The sequence below is a fragment of the Cloacibacillus porcorum genome (assembly GCF_001701045.1).
GTDB classification, from domain to species: domain Bacteria; phylum Synergistota; class Synergistia; order Synergistales; family Synergistaceae; genus Cloacibacillus; species Cloacibacillus porcorum.
The window spans coordinates 1,896,362-1,908,174 of sequence record NZ_CP016757.1; the positions used below are offsets into that span (position 1 = coordinate 1,896,362).

General features: G+C 55.4%; 9 protein-coding genes. 2 read left to right on the forward strand and 7 right to left on the reverse strand.

Annotated elements, in window-relative coordinates; genetic code table 11:
• The first annotated feature begins 460 nt into the window (after nt 1-460).
• Nucleotides 461-2,875, forward strand: coding sequence for an Ig-like domain-containing protein (locus BED41_RS08500; protein WP_066744841.1), 2,415 nt, complete (start codon nt 461-463; stop codon nt 2,873-2,875).
• A gap of 201 nt (nt 2,876-3,076) precedes the next feature.
• On the opposite strand, the gene BED41_RS08505 is transcribed toward BED41_RS08500, so the two are convergent.
• The 7 genes from BED41_RS08505 to BED41_RS08535 all read right to left on the reverse strand — a co-directional run bounded on the left by BED41_RS08505 (nt 3,077) and on the right by BED41_RS08535 (nt 10,432).
• Nucleotides 3,077-4,069, reverse strand: a complete 993-nt coding sequence (locus BED41_RS08505; RefSeq protein ID WP_066744843.1) for a mechanosensitive ion channel family protein — start codon at nt 4,067-4,069, stop codon at nt 3,077-3,079.
• Nucleotides 4,070-4,210: 141 nt separating this feature from the next.
• On the reverse strand, nt 4,211-5,140 hold the full coding sequence (locus BED41_RS08510) for a peptidylprolyl isomerase (protein ID WP_084002357.1): 930 nt from the start codon (nt 5,138-5,140) through the stop codon (nt 4,211-4,213).
• A 107-nt stretch (nt 5,141-5,247) separates the two neighbouring features.
• A complete protein-coding gene (locus BED41_RS08515) occupies nt 5,248-7,722 on the reverse strand; it encodes an ATP-dependent Clp protease ATP-binding subunit (protein WP_066744854.1) in 2,475 nt (824 codons plus the stop codon).
• Nucleotides 7,722-8,219, reverse strand: a complete 498-nt coding sequence (locus tag BED41_RS08520; RefSeq protein ID WP_066744855.1) for a UvrB/UvrC motif-containing protein — start codon at nt 8,217-8,219, stop codon at nt 7,722-7,724. Before BED41_RS08520 ends, BED41_RS08515 begins: the two co-directional genes overlap by 1 nt.
• A gap of 11 nt (nt 8,220-8,230) precedes the next feature.
• Complete coding sequence (locus BED41_RS08525) at nt 8,231-8,716, reverse strand: CtsR family transcriptional regulator (RefSeq protein WP_066744857.1); 486 nt, start codon at nt 8,714-8,716, stop codon at nt 8,231-8,233.
• Nucleotides 8,717-8,876: 160 nt separating this feature from the next.
• Entirely contained in the window at nt 8,877-9,296 is a 420-nt protein-coding gene (locus BED41_RS08530; protein WP_066744859.1) for an OmpH/Skp family outer membrane protein, read from the reverse strand.
• Between the two features lie 209 nt (nt 9,297-9,505).
• Nucleotides 9,506-10,432: a LysR family transcriptional regulator gene (locus BED41_RS08535; RefSeq protein WP_066744861.1), complete on the reverse strand. Its 927-nt coding sequence runs from the start codon at nt 10,430-10,432 to the stop codon at nt 9,506-9,508.
• A 134-nt stretch (nt 10,433-10,566) separates the two neighbouring features.
• On the opposite strand from BED41_RS08535, the gene BED41_RS08540 reads away from it, so the two are divergent.
• Nucleotides 10,567-11,778, forward strand: a complete 1,212-nt coding sequence (locus tag BED41_RS08540) for a cation:proton antiporter (protein ID WP_066744863.1) — start codon at nt 10,567-10,569, stop codon at nt 11,776-11,778.
• Nucleotides 11,779-11,813 lie beyond the last annotated feature (35 nt).

Below are 11,813 nucleotides of genomic sequence, written 5' to 3' on the forward strand. Positions count from 1 at the left end.
TAAACGCCGGTTTGCGTTCTTAAAGCCTCCCTCTCTAAGCGAAGTGATAACCGCCTGTTTTGGGTGGCTGACGGAAGGAGAGTTGACCTTATGTTTATGCCGTTTGCCCCTGCCTTGTCACACCAGGTCCCGAGACAGTATCCAGAGTCTTTACGTCCGCTGAATTCCGGGTCAGGGCCGGAATGACGAACGTAAACCGCGGATTCGCCGGCAAAGGCAGGAAAAAACGGGATAACAGCTTGACAAGCAGCAAGGCCGAGCTATATATTACATAAACAGTAATTTTACTTATTTATCTTTGTATGATTTACCTATTTTAATACATTAGAGAAGGAGGGCGATATGTTATGTCGCCGTGTGAAGGCCGTCAGCCGTTGAATTTATTTAACTTTGACTCACCCCCCCACATAAATTTACTTGGGTTCATTTAAGCCACAGAGCGCTGCTGCTGCTCTTTGTTTTGACCCTCTTCATCCTCGCCGCACCCGGAACGGCACGCGCCGATTTGAAGCGGGACGACAACGGCTGTTACATCATCGCCACCTCGGAAGACCTTCGTGAATTTAACAGAAGAATCCATACCTCAGGCACCTACAAAATACCGCTCTCCGCCGACGCGCGCCTCACCGCCGACATCGACCTCACTCAGGCGGACGGGACCACTACAGTGTGGGAACCTATCGGCAACTATAGCGAAAACGAGCGATACACAGGCACCTTCGACGGCACGGGCCATACAGTCAAGGGCTATCGGATAAATAAAGCCGACGAGATGGGGTTCTTCGGCACAGTCGGCGGCGGCACGGTGCGTAGGCTCACCGTCAGCGGCGATATTAATATCACAGATAAGGGCAACCCCACCTACGCGGGCGGCGTCGCTGGAAACTGCTTCGGCACGATAGAGGGCTGCGTAAACACCGCCTCCCTGACCGTCTCCGCAGAAGACGTCAGAATAGGCGGCATCGTGGGAGACTGCATAGGGGGCACGATATCAAACTGCGTAAACAGCGGCGATATCGCCAACACCAGCGACAATATGGGTACCGGCGGCATCGCGGGAAAAAACGAAAGAAAGGGCACGATATCAAACTGCATCAACAGCGGCAATGTCTCAAACAACCTCAGGGGACACACCGGCGGCATCGTGGGACATAACTACGGCGACGGCAGCAAGATATCAAACTGCCTCAGCAGCGGCGGCAGGATCACAGGCGGCAACTCCAACGTTACCGGCGGCGTCGTGGGAGTCAACGAAAACAAAGGCACGGTATTAAACTGCGGCTGGCTGGGTTCGTCGGCAGACAACGGCGTGGGAAGTGGCATGGGCATCGTCACCAACGTCAAATCACTATCTCCAGATAACGTAAATAAGAGCGTCGTCGCCCTCAGCGCGGATATCACAAAACAGGCCCTCAATAACGGCGATACGGCGACGATCAGCCTCTCCACCATCTATGGAGACAAAAAGGACTTCGGTACGTATGTGACCAGCATCAACGCGGCGGTATCCAGCCCCGATATACTCTCCGCCGACGTAAGCGGCGACATCGTCATCCTCACCGCTAAGAGCAAGGTCGGCATGAGGCACACCACCGTCACAGTAACCCTCTCGCCCGACCTTCATCCGACGGACTTCGAAACCATGAACCCTTCAAGCAATTCCTCCGATCCGCCGCTGAAATTCACCTTCGGCGTCACGGTGTCGCCAAGGGTCTCAGGCGTCACTATCTACGGTGACATCGCCAATCCCATTTATAAGGGCGGCACGCGGAAGCTCGATGCCATAGTGAAACCGAACGACGCGGGCAATAAAAATGTCTCCTGGAAAAGCAGCCGCGACGACGTCGCAATAGTCAACGAAAATGGCCTTGTAACGGCAATCGCCGTGGGCAGCGCCGATATAACCGTGACCACCGAGGATACCGATGATGACGGGCAACAGTGCACGGATACCTGCACAGTAACGGTCATCCCTGTAAACGTCACCTCCGTCGATATCTCGCAAAAGAGTTTATCCATCGACATGAACGACGAGGGACGTACATACAAACTCACGGCCACCGTCCTCCCCGACAACGCCGAATACGACCAGGTCCGCTGGACGAGTTCAAATGAGAAGGTGGCCGTCGTATCGCCTGACAAGAGCGACGCGAAGGCACTCACGGCATACGTCACGCCCATCAGCAAAGGCGAGACGTATATCACGGCAAGCGTCGGCGATCTGACGAGCGTTCCCTGCTTCGTCACCGTCATCCCCGTCTGGGCCGAGAGCGTAACGGTATCACCGGACATCCTCACGCTCGAAGCGGGCAAAAGCGCGAAACTATCCGCTCTGGTCGGCCCGGAGAAGGCCACCGACAAGAGCGTAAGCTGGAAGAGCGGCGATAAAAATATCGCCACCGTCAGCGAAAATGGCGAAGTATTCGCCCATAACCCCGGCGGCCCCGTCCTCATCACCGCCACCGCGAGCGGCGCAAAGGATGACGCTAATGTAAGAGCATCCTGCTCCCTCACCGTCACCGCTCCCCCGGTGCCGGTGGAGTCGGTGGAGATATCCCCCGAGGGCGCGGCGATAAAGGTCGGCGAGAGCTTCCGGTTCACCGCAAAAATACTGCTGGAGAACGCCGACAATAAGGGCGTCACCTGGAAGAGCGGCGACAAGAAGATCGCCACAGTGGACGCCAACGGTAAAGTGACGGCCGTCGCAGCCGGCGCCACCGCCATCACCGTCACGACCGTCGACGGTCTGAAGGCGGCCCAGGCCACCGTCTCCGTCAACAAGGTCTACAGCAGCGGCAGCGGCTGTGCCGCGGGCGTGGGGGCGCTGGCGCTCTTCACGCTGCTGCCGCTCTGTATGAGAAGAAAGAAAAGGTAAGATAGGATTAAAAGACAGGATAAAGTAAGAAAAAAGGACAGATAAAAGCCAATGAAAGGGCGCGGGGCGAAAGAGCCGCGCCCTTTCATACGTACAGACCGCCGCGCAAAAACCCAAAAGCCGCTGGACCCCGGGTCAAGCCCGGGGAGACGGAATACAGCGCGGTGGACCCGGCCAGAACGTTCGTCAGCCGGGATATTTTCAATTTCCCTGCCGCTGATTACCCGTTTCAGGAGGTTTCTGCGCGGAGCGCAGCTCCCGCGATTTGGCGATTTCCGCGAGAACGGCGGGATCGGAAGATTCAAGGTAGTTGCTGACCGCCGGATAGGCGAATTTGATTCCCGCCTCCGTGTAGCGCTTGTGCAGCTCTTCGCGGAACTTGTACCCCACCCGCCACTGGTAGCCGGGAGCCGTCTTTATGAAGCAGCGGAATTTGATCCCGTTCTGCGCGTATTCGGTGATACCGTTGAATACCGGATTGGGGAATATTTTCGGATCTCCCTGTTTGACGGTCTCATCGGCAAGCTCCATCAGTATTTTTTTCGCCGCGGCGTAATCGCCCTCGTAGGGGATCGTCACGTAAATGGCGGTGTAGGACCAGTCTTTCGTGTAATTTATGACGTCCTGGATGGTGCTGTTGGGAATTATGATGAGGTTCCCCTCAAGGCTGCGCAGGCGCGTAAGGCGCAGTGTGAAGTGCTCGACGGTTCCCTGGTAGTTCCCTATTTGTATCCAGTCGTTTACATTGTACTGGTCTTCCACAATTATCAGCACGCCGTTGATGAAGTCGCGGATGAGGTTCTGCGCGGCGAGAGATATGCCCAATCCGGCGATACCGATACCGGCGAGGATGGGTTTTATGTTTATGCCGATGGCGTTAAGGATGACGAAGCACATCACCGTGGCAAGCAGCACGCGCAGCATCTGGGTCGTGAGCTGCCGCAGGGTGGACATGCGGTACATCAGCCAGGCGCGGCGTATCTCGTCGTCTTTGTAGACGGTGTTCCGCGCGCGCTCTCCCGCCGCCTGGAAGATGTGCATCATAAGGTATGGTATGGCTTTATCGATAAGATACCATATGAGAAGGATAAAGAGGATAAAAAGTATCGTCGCCATGTTTTTCAGAAGAAGTTCGAGGAACATTTCGCCCCTGTATTCAAGAAATTGTTTGTGATAACCGGTAATTGTATCCATAAGAGATCTTCCTCTGTAATTTTATTTGCGTCCTGTATATTGTAACTGATAATGGAGAGGGTAAATCGGTAATATATTGGTAAAAAGAGGCCGGCAACCGTTAAGATCGCCGGCCTTTTGTCAGTTTTTACCGTGCTGACGTTATTTGGACGCGTTATCCGCGGGCTTCTCTTCCGCGGGAGCCTCCGGCGTTTTGGCCGCTGGAGCTGCGGGGATGCCGCCAAGGTTCTCTAGGGCCTTTTCGTTGATTTCAACTTTCACCTTTTTTCTGAGGTCTTCAAGTTCTTTCGCGATATAGCTCATCTGCAGGCGCTGCACGATTTCATCTTTTGCTTCATCGAAGGTGAGCTGTTTTGAGGGACGGCGCTCAAGCACTTCGAGCACATGCCAGCCGAGGTCGGTCTTTATGGGGCCGACGAGCGAATTCGGGCGTGCGGTCTCTATCGCCTTGTCGATTGATTCCGGCATCACGCCCTTCTCCATCCAGCCGAGGTCGCCTCCGCGCTGGGCCGTATTGGTGTCGCGGCTGAATTTCTCGGCGGTCTTGGCGAAGTCTTTATCTTTGAAGATATCGAGGATCGCGTTGTTGGCGTCCTTCTCCGACGAGGTCAGGATATGGCGGAGGTGTGTGGCGGGCGCCTGGATGAATTCCTCTTTGTGCTCCGCGTAGTATTTCTTTACGGCTTTGTCGCTCATGTCCCATTTTTTGCTGATTTCCTGGAGATAAGCCTCTAGGAGGAGCTGCATACGCTGCCATTTAAGTTTGAGCGCCACATCCTCACGATCGGCGAGTCCGCTGATGCGCGCGCCCTCGGCGAAGAGCATCGCGTCGGCCATCTGTTTCACCATCTCAACGCGGTCGGCAAGGGTCGCCTGGGTGAGCATGAGGCCCACCATCATCGGGTTGCCGCCCGCGCTGCTCTGAAGCACCTCTATGACTTCTCCCGGCTTCAGCGATTCGTTGCCGACGACCACCGCAGTCTCTTCCGTGGCGGCAAAGGCCGATACGGCTACCGCGGAGACGGAGAGGACGACAGCCGCCCCCATGACTAGTTTCTTTCTTAATGACATTCAAAGTTCCTCCCTGAGTTATGATTAAACGTTCCTCAACTCGCATAATGCTACCACAAAAAATAAAATCCGAGGGCGGTAAATTGACCGCCCCCGGATTTTTCGCGCTAATTTTTACCGCAAATCTGGAAATTCAGTGATTCCCCGTCGCGGCTTACCGTGATTTTATCGCCGTGCGAGATGTTGCCCTCCAACAGGCGGTTGGATATCTCGTCCTCGATCATCTTCTGGATGGTGCGCCGCAGCGGACGCGCCCCGTATTTCGGGTCGTATCCCTTGTCGAGGATCAGCCTCTTGGCCTCTTCGTCAACATCAAGCTCGATATGGTTTTCATTGGCGCGTTTTTTCACCTCTTCGAGCATGATGTCGACGATTTTTACCAGCTCGGGACGTCCAAGCGGCTCAAAGACCAGTATTTCGTCGATACGGTTGAGGAACTCCGGCCTGAAGGCCTTCTTCGCCGCCTCCTGCACCGTATTTTTCATCCGCCGCGCATCCGCGGCGCTCTGTTCCTCCGCTCCGCCGAAGCCGAGTGAGCGTCCGCCCATATTGTCGGATACGCCGACGTTGCTGGTCATGATTACGACGCAGTTGCGGAAGTCGCTGACATGGCCGTGGCCGTCGGTCAGCCGCCCGTCCTCGAGTAGCTGGAGCATGATGTTGAATACGTCGGGATGCGCCTTCTCTATTTCGTCGAAGAGTACGACGGAATAGGGTTTGCGGCGGATCGCCTCCGTGAGTTTGCCCCCCTCCTCAAAACCAACGTATCCGGGGGGCGCGCCGATGAGCTTGGCGGCCTCGTGGCGTTCCATGTATTCGCTCATGTCCATGCGGATCATCGCATCTTCGCTGCCGAAGAGGAATTCCGCCAGCGAACGCGCGAGCTCCGTCTTGCCGACTCCCGTAGGGCCGAGGAAGAGGAAGCTGCCGACAGGACGTTTGGGGTCTTTCATACCGCTTCTCGCGCGGCGCACGGCGCGCGCCACCGCGTGAAGGGCCTCCTCCTGGCCGACCATGCGGCGTTTGAGTTCATCCTCCATGCGCAGCAGTCTGCGGCTCTCCTCTTCGGTGAGCTGTGTCACCGGTATACCGGTGCTCTCCGCCACGATAGAGGCGATATCTTCCGGCTTTATCTCGGGAGTGATCTTGTTGCGGGACTCCGTCCATTCACGCCGCCACTGTTCGCTCTGCTCCTTCGCCTTGCGCTCTTCGTCGCGCAGATAGGCGGCCTTTTCAAATTCCTGCGAGGCGGCCGCCTCTTCCTTCTCTTTGCGAAGGTCGTCGATGCTGCGCTCCAGCGCCTTGAGCTCGTCGGGAATCTCAAGGGTGTTGATGCGCGCGCGCGCCGAGGCTTCGTCGATGAGGTCTATCGCCTTATCGGGAAGGAATCTGTCCGTGATGTAACGCTTCGAGAGCGCCGCCGCCGTCTCAAGGGCCTCGTCGGTGATGCGCACGCGGTGGTGTCCCTCGTAGCTGTCGCGCAGCCCTTTGAGGATCAGCACCGTCTCCTCCTCCGTAGGCTCGTCTACCTGCACGGGCTGGAAGCGGCGCTCGAGCGCGGCGTCTTTCTCGATGTACTTCCGGTACTCGTTTATCGTCGTAGCGCCGATGACCTGGAACTCGCCGCGCGAAAGGCTCGGCTTGAGGATGTTAGCCGCGTCCACCGCCCCCTCCGCGCCGCCGGCGCCGACGATGGTGTGGATTTCGTCGATAAAGAGGATGATGTTTTTCGTCTCGCGTATCTCTTTTACGAGGCGGCGCATACGTTCCTCAAATTCGCCGCGGTATTTTGTGCCCGCGACGAGGTTCGCGACATTGAGCTGCATTACGCGCTTACCCTTGAGTATCTCGGGGATGTCGCCTGTGAATATCCTCTGCGCAAGCCCTTCGGCGACAGCCGTCTTGCCGACGCCCGGCTCGCCGATCAGCACAGGGTTGTTTTTCGTGCGGCGCGAAAGTATCTGCACCACACGCTGAATTTCTTTCACCCGTCCAATGACGGGGTCCAGTTCGCCGTTTTTCGCCATCAAAGTGAGGTCGATGGCCAGCTGGTCCACCGTCGGAGTCTTTGAGGGCGCCGCGCCGCGCGTCCGCCCCCTCGGGTCTTCGGGCTGTCTCGGCGGCTGCTGTCCGCGCTCCGAGGCCATTCCACCCATCTGCTCCGCGACAAGCCGCCGGCAGTTATCGAGCTCAAGGCCGTGCGAGGCCAGAAGCCGCGCCGCCATTCCCTCGCCCTCCGCTAATATCGCGAGGAAGATATGCTCCGTACCTATATAGTTGACGCCCATCCTGCGGGCCTCGCGCATCGCCAAGTCCATCACGCATTTCGCGCGCGGGCTCATCGGCAGGTCAACCTGCCCGTAGCGCGGCGCGCCGATCCCGGCAAACTGCTCGATCTCCTTCACCAGCACCTCCGGCGTAACGTCATGGTCCGCCAGTATCTTTGTAATGAGGCCGTCGTTGTCGTAGAGCAGCCCCAGAAGGACATGCTCCGTCCCGATCACCTCATGGCCCATTCGCAGGGCCTCTTTCTGCGCAAGCTGAAATACGCGCTTGCCCCGTTCTGTAAAGTTATGCCACATTATAATTCACTACCCTGGGTCATATTAGATTTCCTCAACTCAGCCATTCTGTCGCGAAGCTGCGCCGCGTATTCGTAATTTTCCGATTTTACGGCCGCTTCCATTTTCTTTGAGAGCTCAGAAAGCTCCTCCTCCGCCGTCATCACGCGCGCGGAGGTGTCATCTTTTACTTCTTCCTCAGCGGGTACGCTTTGGGACTTCGTACGCTCCTCAAACATCGCATCAGGCAGCACTCCGCCGCAGTGCGGACAGAGGCGTGCCGCCCTCTTTCTGGTGTAGGCGCCCCGCAGCGCTGGGATCACCAGCTCTTTGAAGGCCTCTTCTATATCCATCAGCCCCTCGACCGAGAAGGACATTTTCAATAGATTCGAGACGTCATCCAGATGCAGATGGGCTTCCGCGCACTCCCGGCAAAGATGCTGTACCTGCCGCTCCCCGTTCACCACATTGACAAGATGAATCTCCGCGCGTCTGACTTTACACTGTTCGCATAACATGGCAACGCCTCCTAACTAAGCGCAAGGCTCGTAAGTAACTTTTTCAACAGGTCAGCCCTCATGATCTCCCGTTTATAGATGGAGATATCATAAAGGGTGCGCCCGTACTCCTCCTGACTCCGCAGGGCGACTTCGATGAGAAGCCTCTCTCTGGCGGATATCAGCTTTCTGTTCTGCAGGTTCATCAGCAGCCGCTTAGATTCCTGCTCCGATATTTTATTGCCGATAAGGTCCTCAAGGTGCAGGACCTCTTCGTCACAATTTTTAAATGTCAGCTGTACCACGCGGATGTAACCGTGACCTCCGCGCTGGCTCTCGACCAGAAATCCGTTTTCCGGCGCGAATCTGCTTCTCAGGACATAATTTATCTGACTTGGAACGCATTCAAAGAGTTCCGCGAGATCTTTTCTGCGAAGTGAAATGGTGCCTCCGCCATTCTCTTCAAGCAGCTGTCCGATATACTCTTCTATTTTCCTCGTAAGACTCGATGACGACAATGTCTTCACTCCGTTTCTCTGATTTTGGACAAAGGCCCGCCTGAATTTAACCAATAATGATTATATATTAATGGTCAATATAAGTCAATCATAGTCAAAAAGACAAAGTAAAAGCCGCCCCATAAAGGGCGGCGCGCGTATTCAGCCTATTTTACAGCTGTTACTTCTTAAGGGCGTTGACGACGTCCTGTGTGAGATCGATGCCGCCGTAGTAGACAAGCGCCTTGTTTACAACGATCGTGACGCCCTTCTGCTTGGCGACCTTCGCGATCGTGTCATTCACCTCTTTGAGTACAGGATTCATCAGCTTTGCCTCTTCTTCCCGCATTTCAAACTGGAGGTTCTGAACTATTTCGCTCTTTTTCTTCTCGTCGCTCTCCTTGTCAAAGGCAGCCTTCGCCGCGTTCGACTTCTTCTTGCCAAGCTCGTCAAGCTGCTTCTGAGCCTGCTGGAACTTCGAGAACTGCTGCAGCACTCCCATATCGTCTACGTAGCCAACCGTGTCGTCCGCCGCGTATGAAATCGCACCGAACGCAAAAAGCGCTGCTATGGCAAGCAGTAATGCCGCTGTTTTCTTCACCCTATTACCTCCTGCGTAAATACTGATATCACTGATACTCTTATCCTCAATGACGCACAAAGAAATTTTATCTCTCGAAGCGGATATTGTCCATAGCGGAGCCGCACTTTCAGTATGCGGTATTCAGCTTCACCGCCTCCGGCAAAATCAAAGTACACGAAACAGCCGAACAGTACCGGGTTTCCGAATGACGACGCAGCTGAAGAGCATCAGACGTCCGCCGCACCGTTTACGCCCAGCTCGTAGAGCCGCGAAGTTTCGGCGTAGGTACGGGCGATGTCGCGCAGAATGTCGCGGTGTTCGAAATCTTTATTGCAGACGATATTTATCTCCCGCTCCATGCTGAGGTTCTCGACGGGCAGCACAGTGATCTTGCCCTTCCGCAGTTCGTCAAGGCAGACGCTCCTCGCGAGGATCGATATGCCGAAGCCGCGCCGGATGAGGTCTTTGATGGTCGCGATATTGTTGACCTCTAGGATGACGTTGAATTCGTCGATCGAGATATTGAGGCTCTCAAGGTGCGACACAAAGAGGTTGCGCGTGCCTGAGTCGGGCAGGCGCAGGATCATCTTCTCTTTTTTAAGCTCCTCGATGGTGATGATCCCATGTTTCGCGAGCGGGTTGTCATTTGAGAGGGCGGCGACAAGGAGGTCCGTGTCGAGGTGCACGGTCCAAAATCCTCCCTCCACGCACTTGCCCTCGACGATGGCGATGTCCACCTCGTAATTTTTCAGTTTCTCATAGAGGTTGTTTATTGTATCGGTGACGACTGTCATCTTCACGCCGTCGTTAATGCTGCAGTACCGCGCGAGAGCCTCGGCGATCTGGTTGCTCTCCGAGGTATGAGTGATGCCGACAGTTATCAGTTTCAGGAAACGCTTTTCCTCGTGGATGTTTTTGCGCAGCTCGTCATACATGTTGGTGAAGCGTTTCGCGTAGCGCAGAAGTATCTCTCCCTCCGCCGTCAGCCGCAGCTCCCCCTCTTTGCGGTGGAATATCTTTATACCGAACTCATGTTCAAGCTGTTTCACATGCTGACTCACCGCAGGCTGCGTGAGTGAGAGTTCGGCGGCGGCGCGAGTGAAGCTCATAGTCTCGCAGACCTTTATCAAGGTTCTTACCTTCTGGTCAAGCATTCTCCTTACCTCCCACCGATATAACAAAATTTTATCACATATAAATATTTCATAATTTTACTTTATCCACTTCTCCTATATAATATCACTAAATATTCAAATTATTCAATATTTATAGAGGGGAGGTTGACGCGATGGCTGCCATAGCTATCCATTCACATACGTCTACATTGGTACTTTTATCTCTGTCACTGATTCTTTTCGCGGGATTTTTCGCCACGAGGGTCACGAAGCTTTTCAGGCTTCCCAACGTAAGCGGATATATCATCGCGGGGATGCTCATCGGTCCCGGAATGCTGCACATCATCCCCGAGGCGACGATCGAGAATCTTAGCTTTATCAGCGATGTCGCGCTGGCCTTTATCGCCTTTGACGTCGGCAGGTTTTTTAAAAAGGAGGTCATCTGCGGCAGCGGCACGAAGGTGGTCGTGATAACTATTTTCGAGGCTCTCGTCGCGGGAGTCGCCGTCTCTGTCGCGATGCGCTTCATGTTTTCTTTTTCGTGGGATTTTTCATTGCTTCTCGGCGCGATCGCGACTGCTACGGCCCCCGCAAGCACGCTGATGACGATCAACCAGTACGGCGCGAAGGGCGAGTTTGTGAATACGCTTCTGCAGGTTGTCGCCTTTGACGACGCCGTCTGCCTATTCGCCTTTACGTTGGCAACTGCCTTCATCGGCATCAGCGGCAACGAGGGCAAGGGACTTGTCAACCTCCTGGCGCCGCTCTTCTTCAACATCCTGGCCCTCGTCCTCGGCTTTCTGAGCGGCCTCGTCCTGAAAAGGATGATCACGGAGAAGCGGAGCAATGAAAACCGGCTGATCCTCGTGATCGCGTTTTTGCTCGCGATCTCCGGTATCTGCGTGATACTCAACGTTTCGCCGCTGCTCTCTTGTATGCTTTTCGGTGCGGTCTATATCAACCTCACCGAGGACAGGGAGCTCTACAGGCAGATAAATAATTTTTCGCCGCCGATCATGTCCACCTTTTTCATCTACTCCGGCATGAGCCTCGACCTGGGCAGCCTAAAGGCCTTCGGCGCGGCGGGCGTGGTCTATTTCCTGATCCGCATCGCGGGAAAGTACGCGGGAGCCTACGCCGGATGCGCGCTCACCGGCAGCGCCTGTAAGGTGAAGAGTCTGCTGGGGCTCGCGCTGATACCGCAGGCCGGCGTCGCCATCGGCCTCGCCTTTCTCGCCCAGCGCATCCTGCCGCCGGATATGGGAGACATGCTGCTGACAATAATACTCGCCTCTTCGGTACTCTATGAGCTTGCAGGGCCGGGCGCGGCTAAGTGCGCGCTCGTGCTTTCGGGAGAGATCCCCAGCCCTCACCGTAAGGAATAGCCGCATCCATCGCAGCGGTGACGGCAGCTGTTGTT

Excerpts from the sequence above, each read along its gene's own strand:
- BED41_RS08540 (WP_066744863.1), top strand. The coding sequence starts at position 10,567 with ATGGCTGCCATAGCTATCCATTCACATACGTCTACATTGGTACTTTTA.
- BED41_RS08510 (WP_084002357.1), bottom strand. The coding sequence starts at position 5,140 with ATGTCATTAAGAAAGAAACTAGTCATGGGGGCGGCTGTCGTCCTCTCC.
- BED41_RS08520 (WP_066744855.1), bottom strand. The coding sequence starts at position 8,219 with ATGTTATGCGAACAGTGTAAAGTCAGACGCGCGGAGATTCATCTTGTC.
- BED41_RS08515 (WP_066744854.1), bottom strand. The coding sequence starts at position 7,722 with ATGTGGCATAACTTTACAGAACGGGGCAAGCGCGTATTTCAGCTTGCG.
- BED41_RS08535 (WP_066744861.1), bottom strand. The coding sequence starts at position 10,432 with ATGCTTGACCAGAAGGTAAGAACCTTGATAAAGGTCTGCGAGACTATG.
- BED41_RS08505 (WP_066744843.1), bottom strand. The coding sequence starts at position 4,069 with ATGGATACAATTACCGGTTATCACAAACAATTTCTTGAATACAGGGGC.